Annotated in this window: 18 protein-coding genes and 2 tRNA genes; 11 read left to right on the forward strand and 9 right to left on the reverse strand. The window is 72.8% G+C overall.

The features are described from left to right. Positions 1–7 precede the first annotated feature (7 nt). From ABD220_RS15985 to ABD220_RS16010, 6 genes are all read right to left on the reverse strand, one after another. Entirely contained in the window at positions 8–1,579 is a 1,572-nt protein-coding gene (locus ABD220_RS15985) for a phage tail sheath family protein (protein WP_344124257.1), read from the reverse strand. A gap of 473 nt (positions 1,580–2,052) precedes the next feature. Beyond that, on the reverse strand, positions 2,053–2,811 hold the full coding sequence (locus ABD220_RS15990) for an eCIS core domain-containing protein (RefSeq protein WP_344124259.1): 759 nt from the start codon (positions 2,809–2,811) through the stop codon (positions 2,053–2,055). Positions 2,812–2,924: 113 nt separating this feature from the next. Continuing rightward, complete coding sequence (locus ABD220_RS15995; RefSeq protein ID WP_344124261.1) at positions 2,925–4,394, reverse strand: M15 family metallopeptidase; 1,470 nt, start codon at positions 4,392–4,394, stop codon at positions 2,925–2,927. 12 nt (positions 4,395–4,406) lie between these two features. After that, positions 4,407–6,482: an AAA family ATPase gene (locus ABD220_RS16000; RefSeq protein ID WP_344124263.1), complete on the reverse strand. Its 2,076-nt coding sequence runs from the start codon at positions 6,480–6,482 to the stop codon at positions 4,407–4,409. Beyond that, positions 6,479–7,195: a Pvc16 family protein gene (locus ABD220_RS16005; RefSeq protein ID WP_344124265.1), complete on the reverse strand. Its 717-nt coding sequence runs from the start codon at positions 7,193–7,195 to the stop codon at positions 6,479–6,481. The genes ABD220_RS16000 and ABD220_RS16005 overlap by 4 nt, the downstream gene beginning before the upstream one ends. 108 nt (positions 7,196–7,303) lie before the next feature. Then, entirely contained in the window at positions 7,304–7,927 is a 624-nt protein-coding gene (locus ABD220_RS16010; protein WP_344124267.1) for a response regulator transcription factor, read from the reverse strand. 239 nt (positions 7,928–8,166) lie between these two features. On the opposite strand from ABD220_RS16010, the gene ABD220_RS16015 reads away from it, so the two are divergent. From ABD220_RS16015 to ABD220_RS16030, 4 genes are all read left to right on the forward strand, one after another. Then, the gene (locus tag ABD220_RS16015) at positions 8,167–9,420 is read left to right on the forward strand and encodes a COG1470 family protein (protein WP_344124269.1); all 1,254 of its coding nucleotides are present in this window, start codon (positions 8,167–8,169) and stop codon (positions 9,418–9,420) included. Positions 9,421–9,574: 154 nt separating this feature from the next. Continuing rightward, a complete protein-coding gene (locus ABD220_RS16020) occupies positions 9,575–11,176 on the forward strand; it encodes a COG1470 family protein (protein ID WP_344124271.1) in 1,602 nt (533 codons plus the stop codon). Positions 11,177–11,228: 52 nt separating this feature from the next. After that, positions 11,229–11,546 (forward strand): PAAR domain-containing protein, encoded by a 318-nt coding sequence (locus ABD220_RS16025; protein ID WP_344124273.1) that lies wholly within the window; start codon positions 11,229–11,231, stop codon positions 11,544–11,546. A gap of 613 nt (positions 11,547–12,159) precedes the next feature. Continuing rightward, positions 12,160–12,561: a hypothetical protein gene (locus tag ABD220_RS16030; protein ID WP_344124275.1), complete on the forward strand. Its 402-nt coding sequence runs from the start codon at positions 12,160–12,162 to the stop codon at positions 12,559–12,561. 133 nt (positions 12,562–12,694) lie between these two features. On the opposite strand, the gene ABD220_RS16035 is transcribed toward ABD220_RS16030, so the two are convergent. Together ABD220_RS16035 and tadA are read right to left on the reverse strand one after the other, a co-directional pair. Continuing rightward, positions 12,695–12,784 (reverse strand) — tRNA-Ser (locus ABD220_RS16035). Between the two features lie 29 nt (positions 12,785–12,813). Continuing rightward, positions 12,814–13,359 carry a tRNA adenosine(34) deaminase TadA gene (gene tadA / locus ABD220_RS16040; protein ID WP_344124277.1) on the reverse strand — a complete coding sequence of 182 codons (546 nt, stop codon included), beginning with the start codon at positions 13,357–13,359 and terminating at the stop codon, positions 12,814–12,816. 90 nt (positions 13,360–13,449) lie between these two features. Here tadA and upp point away from each other — a divergent pair, with 90 nt between their 5' ends. The 5 genes from upp (at position 13,450) to ABD220_RS16065 (ending at position 17,289) form a co-directional block, all read left to right on the forward strand. Continuing rightward, a complete protein-coding gene (gene upp / locus ABD220_RS16045) occupies positions 13,450–14,085 on the forward strand; it encodes a uracil phosphoribosyltransferase (RefSeq protein WP_344124279.1) in 636 nt (211 codons plus the stop codon). 506 nt (positions 14,086–14,591) lie between these two features. After that, positions 14,592–15,416 (forward strand): winged helix-turn-helix domain-containing protein, encoded by an 825-nt coding sequence (locus ABD220_RS16050; RefSeq protein WP_344124281.1) that lies wholly within the window; start codon positions 14,592–14,594, stop codon positions 15,414–15,416. 90 nt (positions 15,417–15,506) lie between these two features. After that, the gene (locus ABD220_RS16055) at positions 15,507–16,046 is read left to right on the forward strand and encodes a SixA phosphatase family protein (RefSeq protein WP_344124283.1); all 540 of its coding nucleotides are present in this window, start codon (positions 15,507–15,509) and stop codon (positions 16,044–16,046) included. Positions 16,047–16,092: 46 nt separating this feature from the next. Next, positions 16,093–16,425, forward strand: a complete 333-nt coding sequence (locus tag ABD220_RS16060; protein WP_344124285.1) for an aldo/keto reductase — start codon at positions 16,093–16,095, stop codon at positions 16,423–16,425. Positions 16,426–16,437: 12 nt separating this feature from the next. Then, positions 16,438–17,289: an FAD-dependent oxidoreductase gene (locus ABD220_RS16065; protein ID WP_344124287.1), complete on the forward strand. Its 852-nt coding sequence runs from the start codon at positions 16,438–16,440 to the stop codon at positions 17,287–17,289. 18 nt (positions 17,290–17,307) lie between these two features. Here the strand turns inward: ABD220_RS16065 and ABD220_RS16070 are convergent. Then, a tRNA-Arg gene (locus tag ABD220_RS16070) sits at positions 17,308–17,380 on the reverse strand. Between the two features lie 299 nt (positions 17,381–17,679). On the opposite strand from ABD220_RS16070, the gene ABD220_RS16075 reads away from it, so the two are divergent. Together ABD220_RS16075 and ABD220_RS16080 are read left to right on the forward strand one after the other, a co-directional pair. Then, a complete protein-coding gene (locus ABD220_RS16075; RefSeq protein ID WP_344124289.1) occupies positions 17,680–19,545 on the forward strand; it encodes a phosphoenolpyruvate carboxykinase (GTP) in 1,866 nt (621 codons plus the stop codon). Positions 19,546–19,715: 170 nt separating this feature from the next. Then, the gene (locus ABD220_RS16080; RefSeq protein WP_344124291.1) at positions 19,716–20,207 is read left to right on the forward strand and encodes an RrF2 family transcriptional regulator; all 492 of its coding nucleotides are present in this window, start codon (positions 19,716–19,718) and stop codon (positions 20,205–20,207) included. Positions 20,208–20,236 lie beyond the last annotated feature (29 nt).

The raw sequence follows: 20,236 nt of genomic DNA on the forward strand, positions 1-20,236 counted from the left end.
CGGACGATCATTCGTTCACGAGACTGGTGCCGCCGGAGAACTGCGACAGCTGGAAGATGACGAACTCGGCGGGCTTCACGGGAGCGACCCCCACCTGGCAGACCACCTGGCCGGCGTCGATCCCCTCGGCAGGGTTCGTCTCGGCGTCGCACTTCACGAAGAAGGCCTCGTCCGGGGACGTGCCGAACAGGGCGCCCTTGCGCCACTCGTTCGTCAGGAAGGCACTGATGGTGCGGCGGATGCGCGCCCACAGGGCCGGGTCGTTCGGCTCGAAGACCGCCCACTGCGTGCCCTGCAGGATCGACTCCTCCAGGTAGTTGAACAGCCGCCGGACGTTCACGTAGCGCCACGCGGCGTCGCTGGAGAGCGTCCGGGCGCCCCACACGCGGATGCCGCGGCCGGGGAACGACCGGACGCAGTTGACCCCGATGGGGTTCAGCAGCTCCTGCTCGGTGCTGGTGATGTTCGTCTCGAGGCTGGTGACACCGCGGATCACCTCGTTCGCCGGGGCCTTGTGCACGCCACGGGTGTCGTCGTTGCGGGCCCAGACGCCCGCGATGTGGCCCGAGGGCGGCACGAACCGGTGCACCCCCTCTGACGGGTCGAGGACCTTGAGCCGCGGCCAGTACAGCGTCGCGTACTTGGAGTCGTAGCCGGCGTCGTTGACCCGCCACTCCTTGATCTGCTGGGCATTGAGCCCAGGCGGGGGGTCGATGATGGCCACACGGTCGCCCATCAGCTCGCAGTGGGCGATCAGCGCCAGCTGCACGGCCTTGAGCGTCTCGCCGTCGACCGCGCCCTGCTCGTAGGCGGCGACCAGGTCCGGGATGGCGACCATGGTGACCTCGTCCACGGCCTCGAGGCCGCTGAAGCCGGTGCGGTCCGCGGCGTCACCCACGTAGTCGTCCGCGCTGAGCGTGTCGGCCGACGGCGGCTCCGGTTCGGGCTCGGGAAGCTCCAGGCGAACCGTCCCCTTGTCGGGCTTGGTGAGGGCGCCGCCGCTCAGCACCTCCTCGATCGTGACGAGCTTGGACTCCGCGCTCACCTTCGTGGCCACGTTGTTGGGGCCCTTCTTGGTGGTCACGTTGTCGAAGACCTCGGGCTGCCGGCCCTCCACGGTGATCGTGATCCTGAACTGGTCCTCCGGGGCGTTGTCCCCGCCGGCGGCGTCGAACTCGACAGTGATGGGCTTGGGGTTGGCCGCGGTGGACCTGCCGAGGATGCGGTAGCCGGCCACCTCCACCATCGGCGGCCCGGCCACGGCCTTGACCTGCTTGGCCTTCGGCTTCTGCCCGTCGCCGATGCTCTCGGCGCCGTCTGCCCCGATCCGCACGATGTAGCAGTTGCCGCCGCCGTTGAGGAAGTATCCGTACACGGAGTGGGCGAGGTACGAGCCCGGCACGAAGTCGCCGAAGGTCTCGGAGAACTGGGTCCAGTTGGACACCAGGGTGGGCTCGTTGGCGGGGCCCTTGGCCGCCAGGCCCACGAACGCGGCGACCGCCGTGCCGACGCCCTCGATCGGGCGGGTTCCCGCCTCGACCTCGTGGACGTAGACACCGGGTGAAAGGTAGGTGGGCATCGTGTCTCTCCTCGGCAGAGTCCGGATCGTGGTTCCAGGGTCGTGCCGGGGGAGGGGGTGTCGGGAGGCTGGGGGGCCGCGTGTTGGGGAAGGGCGCAGTGCACCAAAGGGCACCAGGTGGACCTGTGGGCGCCACGTCCTCGGGAGGGACGGACGTCGGAGCGCAGACCACGTCCACATCCCGCGGCCGTGGTGGTGGCCGACCCGAACGGGGCCGAGGGAAGACGGCTGTGCTCCCGGTCCCGGGACCGGGCCCTCCTCACTCCGGCGGAGCAGCTGACCCGGCTAGGAGACCGGGGCCGTGGCTGCACCGCGCCACCACGGGGCGACCGCAGACCATGCCCCGGGGGAAGGTACCGGGAGCCTCAGGAGGGGCCCCGGGAGCGGAGGCCGGAGTCCTGTCGCCGGATCGGGGAACCGCCGGGGAACGAGCCACGGCCCGCCCCTGCCCGCGCATCCGGACTCACCCGGGCTCAGGCCTGCTCCTCTTCCTCTTCGCCCTCGGCCCGCTGCACCACGTCCCGCTGGGCGGTGGCGTCCCCGGTGAAGGACCCTTGCGCGGTCTCCTCCTCCTCTTCGCCCTCCGCCCGCTGGACGGGCAGCGCGGCATCGTCGACGGCCGCGCGCTGGACGGCGGCCGGAGCCGGTGACACCGGGGCCGGCCCGGACATCACCCGCTCGGCGTTGACGGCGGCCTCCCGCTCGAAGCGGTCGGAGGGGTCGCTGACGCGGACGCCGGAGCCCGTCGGGGTGCCGTCCACCGGCCCGGAGCGCTGCTGCACCACGTGGGTGAGCTCGTGGGCGAGCATCGTGCGTCCGGCGGTCGAGGACGGGTCGTACTTCTCCCGCTGGAAGACGACGTTGGAGCCCACGGTGTACGCGTGGGCGTTCACCGACTCGGCGGACCGGGACGCGGCGTCGTCGGTGTGTACCCGCACGTCCGAGAAGTCGTGGCCCAGCCTGGACTCCATGTCCGTGCGGACGGGCTCCTCCAGCGGGTGTCCGCCCGAGGAGACGACGTCGAGCACCGGCGAGCGCTCCTCCTCCGCCAGCCGCTGCACCCCGGCGTTGCCGACCGCCCGTTGCATGGCCAGCATCCCGGCGGGACCGACGACGTCGGTGCGACCGGCCGCCGCGGCCCGCCACAGCTGCGGCGGGACGTTCTCCTCGACGCGGTCCGCCCGCGGTCGCAGGCTCTCGTTCTCGCCCTGGTCGTGATCGTGGATGTGCATGACGAGTCTCTTCCTCTCGGGCCTGCGGCCACCATGCGCCCGCTCGGACGGACCCACAAGCGGCCCCTCGGCCGCCGCCGGGGCAGCAGACCGTGCCCGAAGGGGCACACCGGTCAGAGGTCGAAGTGCATGAAATCCTTGGCGCCCTTCCAGTTCCCGCCCCACCGGAGCCCCGCCCCGGTCATCGCCTCCACGACCTCCTTGGGCAGGTTGAGGAACCCCTGCGCACCGTACGTGCGCAGGGGGTCCCGGTCCCGGGCCGTGCGCTTCTTCCCGAGGTCATTCGTCCTGCGGACGAGTTCGGCCTTCCGCCGCTTCAGCTCCTTCTGCAGCCCGGCCCGCAGCCGGCGCTCCGCGGCGGCCCCGCGGGTGTCGCCCAGGACCCTGCTGTCCTGCTCGCCCTGCTGCGAGCGCGCAATCTGCGCCTCCAGGGCGGCGACGGCTGCCGGGAGGGCGGCGAGCTCGGTCTCGAGCCCGGCGAGAGCGCTGTCCACCGCCTCGTAGCGCGCCAGGTGCTTCTCCAGCAGGGCACGGTCCTGCGCGGCCGACTTCGCCTCGGCGCTCTGCTTCTTCAGCGTCGCGCCCTGCAGCTCCAGCCGCCCGTCGAGGGCCGTGAGGGCGGCGGACCGTTCCTGGACCGCGACGGTCAGCTCCGCGGCCCTGACCTTCTGCTCGGCCGTCGCCCGGCGGCCGCGGGGAAGGGTCCTCAGCTCCTGCCGGGCAGCGGCCCGAGCGGCGGCGACGGCGGCACGCTCGGCGCGCAGCCGGTCCCGCTCGGCCGTCGTCGCGGACACCGCCGCCTTCTCGCGGGTCTCGACAGCGGTCAGCACGAGGATCCGCCAGCGCAGGCCCGCGGGGCGGTAGAGCATCCCGAAGGTATTGCTGGCGTTCTTCATCGTGTCGTAGCCCTGGCTCCCGGCGTCCATGTCGGTGCCGGTGACGAGGCTGATGATGCGCCGCTGGGCCTTGTTGGTCAGGTGCGGATTCGTCCCGGGGTCGATGTCCACCGCGCGGCCGTCGGCGTGGTTGCTCCAGCCGCCGGCGCTGGTGGTGCGCGGGTTCAGCGCCCACACCTTCGTGACCGGCGCCGCGGTGACGCCCGCGGCGCGCAGCGTGGCCTCGGCGGTCCGCAGGGCCGCGGCCAGGTCGACGTGCGCGGGAGTCGAGAACCCGAAGAACCGTGCGGTGGTGATGGAGGTGGCCAGATAGACCATGGGCCGCGGGATGCCGTGCGCCTTGTACAACGGGGCCAGCACGTCGTAGCGCTGTCGTGGGGTGCCGGCAGGGCGCCCGGTGCCCCGGAAGTGGCGCTGCTGGGCCGGGTGGGCCGCCCAGTCCTGGGCCCACTGCTGCGCGTCGGTGACGGCCTGGCGCTGGAGCACCAGTTGCGCGGCCCGGTTGCCGGCCTGTCGCTGCACCTGCCACAGGGAGCGGGCCCGGGTGCCGAGATCCGCCCCGCGCAGCAGCGGGACCAGGCCCGGGGGCAGCAGCGGGTCCTCCGGCCGCGGTGCCGCACCGGCCCGAGGCACGACGCGCCGCCGGCCGTCTCCCCGCCGGGTGGCCGTGCTGTGGGTCGCCGACATGGCCCGCTCCGATCAGGGGCCCGGCCGCGGCGCGCGGGCCGCCGTCAGGGTGCTCCAGTAGGGGCCGAACTCGCTCTCCAGGGTGAGCCGGCCGAGCTTGCGGTACTCCCGCTGCACGGCGGTGACCAGGTGGGCCATGGTCACCGGGGCGCCGTCCTCCGCGGCGAGGTAGGCGGCGGTGACGGCCGCCGAGCGGATCCCGCCGCCCGCGAGCTCGAAGGCCCGTCCCAGGAAGTCGAGGTCCAGGTCCTCGGCGCGGGCCATCAGCCGGCCCAGGCACCGGTCCCACAGCAGCGCGCGGTGCTCCGGGTCGGGCAGGGGGAAGTCCACGATGACGTCGAGGCGGCGGGTGAAGGCCTCGTCGATGTTGGCGCGCAGGTTCGTGGCCAGCACCACGAGACCGTCGAAGGTCTCCATGCGCTGGAGCAGGTAGGCGCTCTCGATGTTCGCGTAGCGGTCGTGGGCGTCCTTGACCTCGGAGCGGCGGCCGAAGACCGCGTCGGCCTCGTCGAAGAGCAGCACTCCGTTGACCCCGGAGGCGGCGGTGAAGATCCGCTCCAGGTTCTTCTCCGTCTCCCCGACGTACTTGTCCACCACGGTGGCCAGGTCCACCACGTACAGGTCGAGTCCCAGCTCCTTGGCCACCACCTCCGCGGACATGGTCTTGCCGGTGCCGGAGTCCCCGGCGAACAGGGCCGCCACGCCGTGGCCGCGGCCCGCGCCGGGGCGCATGGCCCAGTCCCCGAGCACCTGTTCGCGGTGGCGCGCCCGCAGGGCCAGTTCCCGCAGGGACTGCAGCACGGGGTCCGGCAGCACCAGGTCGGCCCAGCCGACGGCGGGGTCCACCCGCCGGGCGAGCCGGTCCAGGGCCGAGCCGTTCTCGGCACGGGCACCGGCCTGCAGGTGCGCGCCGGTGAGGGTCCCTTCGGCACTGAGGGCGGCCTGCGCCCGGGCGGTCCGCGCGGCCCGACCCACCTGCTCCGGGCCGAGCCGGAACTGCGCCGTGGCCCGCAGGATCTCCGGCCCGGGCAGGGACCCCGCCAGCGCCTCCTGCCAGAGCCCGGCCCGTTCGGCGGCGGTGCTGGCGGGGACGTCGACGACGACGGGCGGGCGCTCCGTCCACACCGGGTCCCAGACGGTGTCCCCGAACAGCAGGACGGGCTGCGGGTCGGCCCGCAGGGCCCGCAGCAGGCCGGGGCGATCGGCCACGGCCGGCACAGGACCGGCCACGATGCCGGCGCCGCGCAGCCTCGACTCCCGGACCGCGAGGGCCACCAGCCCGGCCGCGTCGCGCTCCCCGGCCAGCCGCGAAAGGTCCAGGCCCACGACGTCGTGCCCACGGGCCCGGAGGGCCTCCGCGGCCAGGACCCGGGCCGAGCCCGTGGCGGGCTCCCGCAGATAGGCCAGGAGCACCCCGGCACGCAGGGCTCGCACGAGCGGCGCAGGGTCGCCCCACAGCACTTCGGGCGGGGCGGTGAGCACGACGGTCAGGTCGGGGTCGGGGGTGTCGTCGCCGAGCAGGTGCCCCACCACGCGCTCGGGAACCCGCAGCGCCCGCCCGGGCAGGGGCCGGTCCGGATCCTCCAGCGCCAGGAGGTGCCCGGTGACCAGGGGCCCGGAGAGCAACCGGGCACGGGCCCCGGCGTCGGACAGGGCCGCGCCGCTCAGGGCCAGGGCCACCGCGGCGGAGGGGCGACGCCGGGTGACGTCGTCGTTGAGGTAGCCGAAGAGCTGCTCGAAGCGCGGGTCGAGGTCGGCCGACAGGGCCACGAGCAGGAGGTCCACGTCCAGGGCGGTCAACCCCAGGGCGGCGGCCAGCTCCCGCAGGCGCAGGCGGTGCCCGTCCTCCTGCGCGCGGTCCGCCGCCCGTTCGCACTCCACCCAACGGGGGGACGCCTCGACCGGCAGGGGCGCCCTCGGCCCGGTGCCGAGCAGCCGGTCCACGGCCTCCTCGCTGAGGTAGAGGCCGCGGAACGGGTCGTCGGGCTGAGGGTCCTCCGCGCGGCGCTCGGCCACGAGCCGCCGGATGCGCTCCTCGACCACGCCCACCCGGCCCAGCAGGTGGGCCAGGCTCGCCGCACTGGTCATCGCTTCCTCCGGCGCGGGGCCGGACCCCGGGGCTCCTCCGGTGCCGTCCCGGTCCCGGTCCCCGCGGCGTCCCCGGTCCCCGGCCGCGCGGTGGGAAGTGGCGGCCGCGCGCGGCGTCGGCCGATGTCCGCGGCCGTCCCGGTGCGGTCGGCCATGTCCACCACGGTCCCGGCGGAGGCCGGCGGGGCGATCTCGTAGACGACGCCGGTCTCGACCGGGGCGATGACCACGATGTCCAGGGACGGCTTGAGCTCCCCGCCGAGGGCGGACCACACGTCCGCGAACGCCCGGTCCTCCGGTGGGGGGAGCCCCACGGTCATCGGCACGGGCAGCCGGGGTTCGGCGAGCCGGCCCGCGACGAGCTCGTCGGGGAGCGCCTCGTAGTGCAGGAAGCAGCGCAGCAGCTGGTCCAGCAGCAGGTGCTCGTCCTCGGGACGCTGGGTCCACGCGGTCACGAGGTAGGACAGCTTGAAGTGGCGGGGTGCCGGGCGCCGCCGCAGCACCGTCCCGTCCTCGTCCCGCTCGTCGGCGAAACCCCGCTCGCGGCGCCGCAGGTCCTCCCGGATGTCGTACAGGTACAGGTTCACGGTGGGGGCGTTGCGCCGGGCGGCCCAGTCCTTGGTCGGGGCGTCGAAGGCGACCTCCACCTCGGCTCCGGCGAGGGCCTGCGTCCGGACCAGGGTGCGCAGCGCGTCGTCCACCTGGGCAATCACCGATCGGCCCTCCTCACCTTGGGATCCACTGTGGCGGCGGCACCGCGCCGCGGGGGACCGGTGCCGGGCCGTCGTCGGGGAAGCCGTCGTTGCCCTTCCGGGCACCCCTCAGATCAGGCCCTCCCGGAGGGCGTAGGCGACGGCGTGGGAGCGGTTGCGCAGCTGGAGGCGTGTGGTCACGTCGTGCACCACGTTCTTCACGGTCCGTTCCGAGTACGCGAGCCGGCGGGCGATCTCCGCGGTGTCCAGCCCGTCGGCGAGCAGCCGCAGCACGTCCACCTCCCGCGGGGCGAGGCCGGTGAACATGATGCCGCGCGGGCCCAGGACGTGGCGCTGCAGCCGCCCCACCTGCTCCAGCAGCCGTCCCAGCAGGTCCGGGGGGACGCTGCCCTCCCCGGAGGCCGCCGCGGTGATGACGGTGATGAGCCGGTCGGGGGTGGCCTCGCACCGCCGGGCGATGCCCACCACGCCGGTCTCCACGATCTTCACGAGGTCTCCCTCCTCCAGGCGCCCGGCCACGAGCACGGAGCGCGCCGTTCCCTGCCGCTGCACCACCCGCAGCAGCTTCAGCGCCTCGTCGTCCACGGAGTCGGCGACCACCACGACGACGGCGGCCCGGTCCGCGTCCTGGACCCCCACCACACGGACCTCCGGGCGAGGGCGCAGCTCGCTCACCACGCCGGCCGCCGAGATCGGGTCCCACGCGTGGACGTGAACGGTGATCGGTTCCATGACAGCTCCTCGATCCGGCGCCCGGCGGTCCGCGGCGCTCCTCCATCCGATGTTTCGGCATGAATGTAGATCGGGCCGCTCACCGTGCGCTCAACAAGGACTCAACGGGCAGGGGGAATGCCCCGAAGGACGGCCGATCGCCGTGCCGGCGAGGTCACGGACGGTCATAATCTCGAGGCGCAGGGGGATCCCACGGCGGTGCCGCCGCTCCCGCCGCGTGTGAACCCCGAGGAGGAACCATGAGCCCGTCGGCGGCGCTGGAGACGTCCGGGACGACCCTCGAAGCGGGAGGTGCGGCGTCCGTGTCGCTGACCGTGCGCAACGACCGGGACGTCGTCGACGAGTACCGGTTCCGGGTGGTGGGGCGGCTGGACCGGTGGGCCACGGTCGAGCCCGGGAAGGTGTCGGTGTACCCCGGCGACTCCGCCACGGTCACGGTCCTGTTCCGTCCCCCGAGGTCCTGGGAGGTCCCGGCCGGGAACACCCCGTACGGCGTGCAGGTCCTGCCCGCCCAGCACCCGCAGGACTCCGTGGTGGCGGAGGGAGTCCTGGACGTCCAGCCCTTCTGGGAGACCTCCGCCGAGCTGGTGCCCCGGACCTCCGAGGGACGCGGGGGCGGGAAGCACCGGGTGGCCGTGGACAACCGCGGCAACATCCCGATCACCGTGCAGCTCGTGGCCAAGGACCCCGAGGATCGGCTGCACATGGTGCTCGGCGCGCCCGCGCTGACGGTCCAGCCGGGCGCGGTGCAGTCCGCGGACCTCCGGGTGCGCCCACGGCACAGGATCTGGCGTGGCACGCAGACAGCCCACCCCTTCACCGTCGAGCTGCGTCCGGACGGCGGGCCCGGGACGATGCTGACCGGCACGCACCGGCAGGACCCGCTCCTGCCCGGGTGGACACCGAAGATCGTGAAGTGGCTCATCGTGCTCGGCGTCGTCGCGCTGCTGGTGCTGGGGGTGGTCATCGCCACGGGGGTGCTCCAGAACCTGGTCGCGCGGGTCGTGCCGTGCGTCCAGGGGGCCGTCGTCGGCCGGTTCGAGGCGTGCCAGCGACTCGTGGGCGCCGACCCGCCGCAGGAGCAGGACGGCGCCGGACAGGACCAGGGCGGTGGAGGGGAGGACGGCGAGCTGGAGGAGATCGCCCTGGAGCTCACGGCCGACGCGGAGCCCGGCGGGGAGCTCGGCCAGGACGTGCGCGAGGTCGAGCAGGACGGGGCCGTCTTCACCAGCGTGGTCCTGCGCACCTCGTCCGGGGACGAAGGCGTGTTCCTCCTCAGCATCAGCGGCACCCCGATCACCCAGCAGCTGTCCATGAGCCAGATCCAGGACGGCGAACAGGAGTTCTCGCTGGGACAGCCGGGGATCCCGGCGAACGCCGGCCAGGAGGTCCAGCTGGATCTGCGCTGCGACAGTGCCGACGACGAGCTGCTGTCGCTGACGGACTCCTGCGAGGTGACCGCGGAGCTCCAGGGCGTCGTCCCTCAGGGCTGACGACTCCCGCTCCGGAGGCCCTCGTGCCCGTCGGGGCACCGGGGGATGCCCCGACGGGCAGGCAGGATGCCTGCAAACCCGGCCCTGTGCCGAGCCCGGCACCCGGCCGCCCCGCCGTACGCTCGTCAGGAGCACGCCGCTCTGGGAGGACCTGATGGAAACGACGGCCGGCCTGGAACCGCCCCGCACCACTCTCGACGCCGGCCAGGAGAGCAGGGTCACCCTGTCGGTGCGCAACGACTCGGAGATCGTCGAGGACTACACCTTCCACGTGGTGGGGGACCTGGCGGAGTGGTCCTCCGTGGAGCCGGCGCACGTCTCCGTGTACCCGGGACAGACGTCCACCGCCGTGGTCGCCCTCCGTCCCCCGCGGACCTCCGCCGTGTCCGCGGGCGAGCACCCGTACGGGGTGCACGTCCGGCCTGCCAAGCGGCCCGAGAACGCCGCGGTGCCCGAAGGCGTCGTGGAGCTGCTGCCCTTCTACGACACCGTCGCGGAGCTGTCCCCGCAGTCCACGAAGGGCAGGAGGGGCGGGACGTACCGGGTGTCCGTGGACAACCGCGGCAACGCCCCCGTGGCCGTGGCGCTCGCCGCCAAGGGCGCCTCCGACGGGCTGAACCTCGCCCTGAGCGAGTCGAGCCTGACCATGGAACCGGGCACCACGTGGTCCTCCGAGGTCCGTGCGGAGCCCGTCAAGCGGCTCTGGCGGGGCGCGCCCATCGCGTACCCGTTCACGGTCGTGGTCACGCCGGAGGAGGGACCGGAGTTCCCCCTCGCCGGGACGCAGTACCAGGACCCCGTCCTGCCTGGGTGGTCCCTCAAGGCGCTGGTCACGGCGGTCGTCCTGGGCCTCCTGGTCGTCCTCGGGCTTCTCCTGCGACCCGTTGCCGGCACCCTGTGGGCGAGATTGGTGGACCCGCCGTCCGAAGTTCCCGGCGTCACGACCACGGCACCGGGCGAAGGGAGCGGTGGGGGCGCAACCGGGGAGACCGGTGGGGGCGCGGCCGGGGAGGCCGGTGAGGCCGGTGGGGGTGCGGGCGGTGACGCCGGTGAGGCCGAGGAGGCCGGTGGGACAAGTGCGGAAGAGGCCGGAGGCACCGGTGCGGGCGAGGACGGAGACACCGGTGCGGGCGAAGCCGGGGACACCGGCGCCGGCGAGGACGCGAGCCCGATACCGTCTCCAGCAACGACGGAACCGCCGGTGACGGAAACGCCACCTCCCTTCCCGGTCTTCCCGCAGCCGGCCTCCTTCTCGAGTGCACCAGGAGCGCTTTCGGAGGTGTTCGGCCCGTGGCCCGGAGAACCGGCGACCGGGTCGTTCACCGTCACCAGCCTGACCCTGGGCGTGACCACAGGGGACGCGGGCATGTTCAACCTGGTGGTGCTCGATCCCAACGGAGAGATCGTCTTCTGGTTGCAGGAACCGCTCGCGGAGGTGGTCCCGGGGGTGAGCCTGGTGATGGAGGGCGCGGAGGGACAGCCGGACGTCGGAGGGGGCGGGGCGGAAGTCCTCCAGGAGGATCCGGCTCTGCAGGACGCCGTCGAGCGGATGGCGGGCGACGGCGGCGCCCCCGCACCCGGGGTGGAGCCACTGCCGGTTCCCACCTCCGCACCCGCACCGCCGTTCATCGTCCAACCGGATCAGAAAATGCTGTTGTCCGTGAAGTGCGAGACGGCCGGCAACCCGGTGACGGGACGCTGCTACGAATCCGTGACCATCTACGGCGAGCACGAGGAGGCGGGAGCCGGCGAATAACAGTCATGCACACCGGATCTCCAGGCCCACCATTGGACGTCAGGAAGCTCTCATGCCCACAGGACCAGCTCTGCGCGCGGGGGACAGCTCCCTGTGCCCGCTCACCGACGGGCCCAAACCGCACGTCGGCGGGCCGATCACCCCCGTGGCGGCCGTCATGAACGTGCTGATCGGCGGCATGCCGGCCGCCGTGGCGAACGGCATGCCCGGGGGCATCGTCTGCGTCTCGCCGGCGCCCAACGGCATCGCGATGGGCAGCATGACGGTGCTCATCGGAGGGTTCCCCGCTGCGCGACTGGGTGACCCGACGCTGCACGGGGTTCCGATCGCACCGGGGCCGGGAATGCCGACGGTCGTCATCGGCGGGTGAGGACGTGCTGTCGAGTTCCGCTCCGAGAACGTTCGGATCCCCGTGCGGGTCGGCTCGCGGGTGTTCTTCTGAGGCAGACGGCCGGACCTTCTGGCCACGAGGTGCGCGGTGGACCTGTCGCAACCATTGGTGTTCGCCATTCCTGTCTCGACGAGGTGATCTCGACGTGGAGCTGAACAACACTGAAAGCGCCGTCTCACACGACTCGGGCGGCGGGCTCCCGCGTCGGCGCTCCCGGAGGTCCGAGGACGGGATCCGGAGCCGTTCGCACCGGCTGTTGCTGTCAGCCCTGCTGGCCGCGACGGGCCTGGCGTTGACACAGTGCACTCCCGACGCGAACGAAGAGCCCTCCTCGAACCGGGACGCGCGTTCCTCCGCGACCCGATCCGCCGATGGAGGAGGTGATCGGTCAGTATCTCGGAGGACTGTGTCGTCCGCGGACGAGGGCACGACAGGAGATGAAGCCGGACGAAGCGCGTCCCCGGACGGGGCGGACTTCGCCCCGACGTCTCCTGAAGCCGAACGCGATCCCGGCCCGACCGAGGAGCCGACTGTACCGCCCGGCGGTGGGGGGTACGGCGATCCACCGGCCCGCACCGATGACCCGACCACCTTGTTGGGGGTCAACGTGCTGCGGGACGAGGAGTTCCTGCAGTACTCCAATGCCCACGGTTGTTACGTGGGCATGTACGGACACTGGCTGTGCGACGGCGGAGCGGTGGAGATCGCCACGGACACGGGGTCCGACGTCACCAGCGTGACCGTGAAGAACGACCATCCCATCATGGAGCCGCCGCTGGGTGTTTCCTGGGGCGATTCGCCCCAGGACCTGGTGGCAGAGCTCGGTGAGCCGAGCACCTTCCACGAGAACTACTTCTACGTCTGGGATCAGCCGGACGGCACCCGCTTCTCCGTCACGTACACCATGCAGGGAAGCGATCCGAGCGTCGACTACCTGCCCTTCGAGATCGCCCACTTCCAGGTGGACCACAAGCCCGACTGGGTCACCTACTGATTGTTTCCGATGCCAGGAGGACCACGTCGCCGGTGCTGGTCCGCGCCTCCGGCGAGCACCGGTCCCGGACATGACGAGAGGCCCGGCCCCACGATCCGTGGGGCCGGGCCTCTCCGATGTCAGGAGACATCACTGGCGGTGACGGAGGGATTTGAACCCTCGTTGGCTCTTAAACCAAACATCATTTCGAGTGATGCACCTTCGGCCGCTCGGACACGTCACCAGCTCGCAGTACTGTACCGGCTGGCGTGCTCAACCGCCAAAACCCGCCGGGCCGCCCGGCCCGGGTCCGGGCGGCCCGGCGTCGTCGTCCCCGCCGCGCCGGTGCGCCGCGAAGAAGTCGAGGAGCAGCCGGGAGCACTCCCCCTGCAGGACTCCTCCGGTGACCTCCACCCAGTGGTTGAGCCGCCGCTCCCGGAGCACGTCGAGGACGGAGCCGGCCGCCCCGGCCTTGTCGTCCCACGCGCCCAGCACCACCCGGGGCACGCGGGCCAGGACGATCCCGCCCGCGCACATCGCGCAGGGCTCGAGGGTCACCACCAGCGTGCAGCCGTCCAGCCGCCACGAGCCGAGGGCGCGGGCGGCGTCGCGCAGGGCCAGGATCTCGGCGTGGGCCGTGGGGTCGCCGTCGGCCTCCCGGCGGTTGCGGCCACGTCCGACCACGGTCCCGTCCGGGCCGACGACGACGGCGCCGATCGGCACGTCCTGCGTCTCGAGCGCCGCCCGGGCCTCGGCGAGGGCCAGCCGCATCCACTCCTCCGCCCGGGTCTCGGTGCGGGTGCGCGGGGGCAGTGCCATTCAGGTCTCCTCCTGGGCGGACCCCCGGGCCGGACAGTGCCCGGGGAGGGGCGGGGAGGGGGCGGGGCGCCCCGGTGGTAATTTTGGTCCATGCGAGTGACCGTTCTCGACCACCCTCTGGTGGCACACAAACTGACCGTGCTCCGGGACAAGAACACCACGTCCCCGGTGTTCCGCCTGCTCGTCGAGGAGCTCGTGACGCTGCTCGCGTACGAGGCCACCCGGGGCGTGCGCGTGGAAGCGGTGGCGGTCGACACACCGGTCACGCGCACCACGGGCGTGGGGCTGTCGAAGCCGCGGCCGCTCGTCGTGCCGATCCTCCGTGCCGGCCTGGGCATGCTCGAGGGCATGACCCGGCTCGTGCCCACGGCAGAGGTGGGCTTCCTGGGCATGGCCCGCAACGAGGACACCCTCGACATCATCACCTACGCCGAGCGTCTGCCCGAGGACCTCACCGGGCGCCAGGTGTTCGTCCTCGACCCGATGCTGGCCACGGGCGGGACCCTGCGGGAGGCGATCAAGTTCCTCTACCGCCGCGGAGCGGAGCAGATCACGTGCGTGTGCCTCCTGGCCGCCCCCGAGGGCCTGGCAGCCCTCGAGGAGGAACTGGGAGACGCCGAGGTCAACATCGTCCTGGCTGCCCGGGACGAACGCCTCGACGAGAACTCCTACATCGTCCCGGGGCTCGGGGACGCCGGGGACCGGCTCTACGGTGTGGTCGACTGACCGCCGCTCCCGAGAATCAGCAGATCACGTGCTGATAAAGGCCCGCCGACCTCGTCGGCGGGCCTTTATGCGCTTCGCAGCCAATGTCCACATTCTGAGACGAAGTGTTCCCCATCATGGGCACATTGACAAGCAGGTCCAAATCTGCGTAGGAGGCACGGAGCCGAGGAGCGCGTCCCAGACGTCTGATATTGCGGGGAACAGTGCTGGAGGGGACTGCCGTCTCCAGGTGAAGGGGGTTCATTTTGGCGGAGGGCCTGGACAGCCGTCGTTCGAATCTCACATCCTGAGATAGTGCCTCGAATATTACTTGCAGGATCAGGAGGGCTGGTGGACGATGAGAGCAACGCCACTGTCAGGAATCTGCCAGCTTCGCGGGGACCTTCCCCGACCAGCACGGAGCCGGGGATTCGGGAGCTGACGGTAGTGGGGCCGTTCCGAGGGGCGGATCGACCCAGGTGGACGGAGCCTCGTCCGCCGCTCGACGGAAAGACAAGGGGCAGCAGATGCCAGGAACACCGGGATACGTGCACATTTCCCAGCGCAACCGCGCGAGCGAAGCTCGCCCTGCCCGCGGTCCGGCCGCGGCCCCCGAGCGGGGGCAGACGGCCCCCGCCGACTACCGCAGCCTCCGGAGCACGATGGGTCCCATGCCGGCCGCGCCGGGTGAGGCCCCGCTCCCCACCCGCCTGCAGCGGGACGCCGCGCCGCGTCCGCAGGTGCAGGAGAACGAGGCGCGCGGATTCGTCATCTACGTGGGCCTCGACGAGGAGACCGCGGCGGCCAGCGGCACCTCGCTGGTCAAGATGGTCCAGAGCATCCGGGCCTACGCCCAGCAGCTGGTCCCGCAGGCGGACTCCTACGCCGCCGTGGCGCTGGCTCCCGCCAACACCGCCGGCACCGACCTCGAGGTGGTCCGCAACGCCCTGGGCGATCCCACCTCGGGAACCGTGCGGCCCGCGGCGCCCGCCGCGCCCGCGCCGGCGCCCGAGACGAAGACCAGCCAGTCCACCGGGGTGCTCATCGACCTCTCCCGCCGGGAGGTCTTCCTCGACGGCGGCCTGCTGAACCTCACGTTCAAGGAGTTCGAGCTGCTGAACTACCTCGTGGAGAACGGCAGCCGCACCGTCGGCCGTCACGAGCTCCTGCACAGCCTGTGGCGCGACTCCGAGGAGGTGCCCAACGAGCGGACCATCGACGTGCACATCCGGCGTCTGCGCTCGAAGCTCGGCCGGTTGGCGAACACCGTGCGCACCGTCCGCGGCCAGGGTTACCGCTTCTACGAGCACCCAGAGGTCGTCGTGTGGGCGGCCCCCGAGTACTCCATCTGAGCGGCTGACCGTGCAGGCCCCGGTTCCCTCCTGCGGCGCGGAGGAGCCGGGGCCACTCCGTGCCCGGCGGGCGCGTGGCATCATGAACCGATGACCCGCCACGACCGGAAGAAGCTCGTCCTCATGCGCCACGCGGAGGCCGAGCACCCGTGGGGCGTGGCCGACCACGACCGCCCCCTGGACCGTGGCGGGGCGGCGGACGCCGCCGCCGCGGGGCGCTGGCTGCTGGCGAACGGGCACGTGCCGGACATGATCCTGTGCTCGAGCGCCCTGCGCGCGCGGCAGACCTGCACGTGGGTGTGCAGCGAGCTCGGCGAGCTCGCGCCGACCGCCCGGCTCGACGAGTCCCTCTACGCGGCCCAGGACAGCCGGATCATCGCAGCGGTCAACCACGTGCCCGAGACCGTCCGGTCGCTGCTGCTCATCGGCCACCTGCCCGGACTGCGCGACGCCGCCCTCCGCCTGGCCACCCCGGACTCCGACTACGACGCCGTCATGGCCCTCGCCGACGGCTGCCCCACCTCCGGGCTGTCGGTCCTGGAGGTCCCCGGCGCCTGGGCCGGACTGGACGGCGCCGACGCCCGCCTGGTGGATTTCACGGTGCCGCGACCGTCCGCGGGGGGCCCCTGACCGGCGGCGCGCCGGGCGCCCGCGCGGCGCCCGGGCCGACGACCCGGTGGGCCGCGGCTACCTCACCGGCGCCCTCGCGGACCGGGAGTTCTCCGGCCACGACTTCCGCTCGCGCAACCCCCGGTTCACGCCGGAGGCCATGGCCGCCAACGAGGGCGCCGTGCTCGCGCCCCTCCGCGGGGTCGCCCGCCGACACGGGACCTCCCTCGCGGCGGTCGCGATCGCCTGGACCACGGTGCGGGGCGAGCACGTGCTGCCGATCCCCGGCACCACCGACCCCGGCCACCTGCGGGAGGACGCGGCGGCCGCGGACCTGCGCCTGACGGCCGGGGACCTCGCCCTGCTGGACGGCGTCGTGGCCGTCGGCGACCGGTACTGAGCGGCGCAAGCCGTGCGGGCGGTCGTCTGCGGGGCGGGCGTCACGGGACTCGCCCTGGCCGGGTGCCTGGGCCGGCAGGGCTGGGACGTCGTCGTCCTGGAACGGGCGCCCGACCCGCGGGAGCAGGGCTGCATGTTGGACTTCTTCGGCCCGGGCTGGGACGCCGCCGAGGCGATGGGCGTGCTGCCGGCGGTCCTCGAGCTCGGCTGCACGGTGGAGCGGCTCAGCTCCGTGGACGACCGCGGCCGCGACCGGGCCGGGCTGCCGTTCGCACGGTTCGCCCGCGCCCTCGACGGACGGCTCGTGAGCGTGCTGCGCCCCGACCTGGAGCGGGTGCTGCGCGAGCACGCCCGGGACGTCGCGGAGCTCCGCTTCGGGCAGCGCGTCGTGGGGGTCCGGCAGCGGCCCGGCGGGGCGGACGCGGTGCTCGACGACGGCACCGTGCTCGGCGCCGACCTGGTGGTCGGCGCCGACTCGGCCCAGGCGGTGTCACTGCTGGGCGGCCAGGGCGCCTCGCCGGGGATCGCCGGGGCGTGGCTGCTCGCCGAGCGGCTCGCCCGCGCCGCGTCCGTCGAGGATGCGGTGGCGGGTTGCGAGCGGGTCTGGCGGCCGGTGGTGACCGAGAAGCAGCGCCTCGCCCGCGGCGGGGCGCAGTGGTTCCTGCCGTCCTCCCGGGCGCGCCGGCCTGCGCGGCGCCTGGCCGCCCTGCCGGGACTCGACGGCGTGGTGACCCGCGGCCTCGTGGGTGCGCCGGGGGAGACGTCCACGCCCTCGCCGCCGCCTGAGCCGTCCGGTGCGCCGGAGCCGGCCCGGGTGGCGGGGTCCGGGCACGAGAAAGCCCCTCACCGGCGTTTCCGCTGGTGAGGGGCTTTCTCGATGGTGTGCGCCCGAAGGGATTCGAACCCCCAACCTTCTGATCCGTAGTCAGATGCTCTATCCGTTGAGCTACAGGCGCATCGGCGTTCCGGCGTCACCGCCGTCCAAGCCGGATATAACTCTACATGTGGCCCCCGGCTGCGCAAAATCCGCCGGCGCCCCGCTCGACACCCGGCGTGACGGGCAGCGGCGCGCGTAACCCTGCTGGGGCGGCCGGGGCCGGGGCGATACGATGGGGCCACATCACAGTAGAGACCGGCCGCCCACCTCCACGCCGCTCACTGTGGGCCCGGTGACACCGGGTCGAGTGTTCGACGACGAGCACCACCACGAGAGCCCCGGGCGGCCGGCGGACGGCCTCAACGAGGAGACATGTCAATGGCTGACAACCCCACTGCAACGACGGAGACCACCGGGCTGAACGAGGCTGTGAAGGACGCGCTGGACAACGCGCCCACCACCCACGCGCACCTCCTCGCATGGGTGCGGGAGATGGCGGAGCTGACCCAGCCGGACCGCATCCACTGGGTCGACGGCTCGGAGGCCGAGTGGACGCAGCTCACCGACGAGCTCGTGGACGCCGGCACCTTCGTCCGCCTGGACGAGGAGAAGTTCCCCAACTCCTTCGCGGCGTTCTCGGACCCGGAGGACGTGGCCCGCGTCGAGGAGCGGACCTTCATCTGCACCAGGACCGAGAAGGGCGCGGGTCCCACCAACAACTGGGAGGACCCGGAGGTGATGAGGGGCACGCTGCGCAAGAAGTTCCGCGGAGCCATGCGCGGGCGCACGATGTACGTCATCCCCTTCGTCATGGGCCACCTGGAGGCCTCGAGGCCGAGCTACGGCGTGGAGATCACGGACTCCGCCTACGTGGTGTGCTCCATGCGCATCATGGCCACCATCGGCGCTCCCGTGCTGGAGAAGATGACCGAGCAGAACGGCTTCTTCGTCGAGTGCCTGCACTCGCTGGGCGCCCCGCTGGCCCCGGGCGAGGAGGACGTGCCCTGGCCGTGCAATCCGTCCAAGTACATTGTGCACTTCCCCGAGGACCGGGCCATCTGGTCCTTCGGGTCCGGCTACGGCGGCAACGCCCTGCTCGGCAAGAAGTGCTACGCCCTACGCATCGCCTCGGCCATCGCCCACGACGAGGGCTGGCTCGCGGAGCACATGCTCATCCTCAAGGTCACGAACCCCGAGGGAAAGAGCAGGTTCATCGCCGGGGCCTTCCCGTCCGCGTGCGGCAAGACCAACTTCGCGATGCTCGAGCCCACGATCGAGGGCTGGAAGGCGGAGATGGTCGGCGACGACATCGCCTGGATCCGCTTCGGCAAGGACGGCCAGGCCCGCGTGACCAACCCGGAGGCCGGCCTGTTCGGCGTGGCCCCGGGCACCGGGTGGCCCACCAACCCCAACGCCATGCGCGCCATCGCCCGCGGCAACACCATCTTCACCAACGTGGCGCTCACCGACGACGGCGGCGTCTGGTGGGAGGGCATGACGGAGGAGACGCCCGAGCACCTGACCGACTGGAAGGGCCGTGACTGGACCCCGGAGTCGGGGCGCCCCGCGGCGCACCCGAACTCGCGGTTCTGCACCCCGATCAAGCAGGTCGACATCCTGGCCCCCGAGTACGACGACCCCGAGGGCGTGCCGCTGTCGGCGATCGTCTTCGGCGGCCGCCGCAAGACCACCGTCCCGCTCGTGTCCCAGTCCTTCGGCTGGGAGCACGGGGTCTTCCAGGGCGCCACGCTGTCCTCCGAGACCACGGCCGCCGCGAAGGGGGCCGTGGGGGTCGTCCGGCGCGACCCCATGGCCATGCTCCCGTTCATCGGCTACAACGCCAACGACTACCTCGAGCACTGGGTCGAGGTCGGCGAGCGCATCGGCGAGGACGAGATGCCGAAGGTCTTCTACGTCAACTGGTTCCGGCGCACCCCGAGCGGCGGCTTCGCCTGGCCGGGCTTCGGCGAGAACTCCCGCGTGGTCAAGTGGATCTTCGACCGCCTGGAGGGCACCGCCGGTGGCCGGGAGGCCCCGATCGGCACCGTGCCCACCAGGGAGGACCTCGACCTCACAGGACTGGACGTCTCCGACGAGGAGCTCGAGGCCGCCCTCAAGGTCGACGTCGAGGAGTGGCGGGCCGAGCTGCCCAGCATCGACGAGTGGTTCCACCGGCTGGGCCACGTGCCCGAGCCCATCCTCGAGCAGCGCGCCGGCCTGGAGGACCGCCTGAACCAGGCGTGAGGTCCGGCCCGGGACGCTGTGCCCGGGCCCGGCGGACGGACGAGGGGTCTCCGGTGCGGGGCCCCTCGTCCGCGCCCGGGAGGCGCGTGGGACAATGGGGGCGTTCCCGGGGCCGGCCGGGGCGCGCGAGTCCCGGAAGGAGCCGCCATGAGCGACCGGAGGACCCCGCCGTGCGGCTGACCGCCTTCTCGGACATCGCCCTGCGCGTCCTGCTGCTGACGGCAGCCGTCCCCGAGGGGGAGAAGCTCACCACGCGCGCCATCGCCGAGGGCGTGGGCGCCCCCTATCACCACGTGACCAAGACCGTGGGCCGGCTGAGCGGGCTCGGCCTGCTCGCCTCGAGCCGCGGCCGCACCGGAGGGGTGTCGATCACCCCCGCCGGCCTGGACGCCACCGTGGGCTCGCTCCTGCGCGAGCTGGAGGCGGGCTCCGCGATGGTCGAGTGCGAGTCGGCCGGCGGGGACTGCCCGCTGGACCGCGGGTGCCGACTGCGCCGCGCCCTCGCGGACGCCCGGGAGGCCTTCTACGCGGCGCTCGACGACGTGCGGGTGCGGGACCTGGTGAGCGAGCGTCAGCTCGGCCCGGTGCTGGTGTCCATCGGGCTGCGCCCGCCCGAGCCTCCGGGGAGCACCGCGGTGGGGGCGCCGCCACCGATCACGTAATACAGCATTTCAGATGCTACTTTTGGGAG

It is taken from the genome of Kocuria aegyptia (genome assembly GCF_039530085.1).
In the GTDB taxonomy this organism is placed as follows: Bacteria; Actinomycetota; Actinomycetes; order Actinomycetales; family Micrococcaceae; genus Kocuria; species Kocuria aegyptia.

Excerpts from the sequence above, each read along its gene's own strand:
- ABD220_RS15985 (WP_344124257.1), bottom strand. The coding sequence starts at position 1,579 with ATGCCCACCTACCTTTCACCCGGTGTCTACGTCCACGAGGTCGAGGCG.
- ABD220_RS15990 (WP_344124259.1), bottom strand. The coding sequence starts at position 2,811 with ATGCACATCCACGATCACGACCAGGGCGAGAACGAGAGCCTGCGACCG.
- ABD220_RS15995 (WP_344124261.1), bottom strand. The coding sequence starts at position 4,394 with ATGTCGGCGACCCACAGCACGGCCACCCGGCGGGGAGACGGCCGGCGG.
- ABD220_RS16000 (WP_344124263.1), bottom strand. The coding sequence starts at position 6,482 with ATGACCAGTGCGGCGAGCCTGGCCCACCTGCTGGGCCGGGTGGGCGTG.
- ABD220_RS16010 (WP_344124267.1), bottom strand. The coding sequence starts at position 7,927 with ATGGAACCGATCACCGTTCACGTCCACGCGTGGGACCCGATCTCGGCG.
- ABD220_RS16015 (WP_344124269.1), top strand. The coding sequence starts at position 8,167 with ATGAGCCCGTCGGCGGCGCTGGAGACGTCCGGGACGACCCTCGAAGCG.
- ABD220_RS16020 (WP_344124271.1), top strand. The coding sequence starts at position 9,575 with ATGGAAACGACGGCCGGCCTGGAACCGCCCCGCACCACTCTCGACGCC.
- ABD220_RS16025 (WP_344124273.1), top strand. The coding sequence starts at position 11,229 with ATGCCCACAGGACCAGCTCTGCGCGCGGGGGACAGCTCCCTGTGCCCG.
- tadA (WP_344124277.1), bottom strand. The coding sequence starts at position 13,359 with ATGGCACTGCCCCCGCGCACCCGCACCGAGACCCGGGCGGAGGAGTGG.
- upp (WP_344124279.1), top strand. The coding sequence starts at position 13,450 with ATGCGAGTGACCGTTCTCGACCACCCTCTGGTGGCACACAAACTGACC.
- ABD220_RS16050 (WP_344124281.1), top strand. The coding sequence starts at position 14,592 with ATGCCAGGAACACCGGGATACGTGCACATTTCCCAGCGCAACCGCGCG.
- ABD220_RS16055 (WP_344124283.1), top strand. The coding sequence starts at position 15,507 with ATGACCCGCCACGACCGGAAGAAGCTCGTCCTCATGCGCCACGCGGAG.
- ABD220_RS16075 (WP_344124289.1), top strand. The coding sequence starts at position 17,680 with ATGGCTGACAACCCCACTGCAACGACGGAGACCACCGGGCTGAACGAG.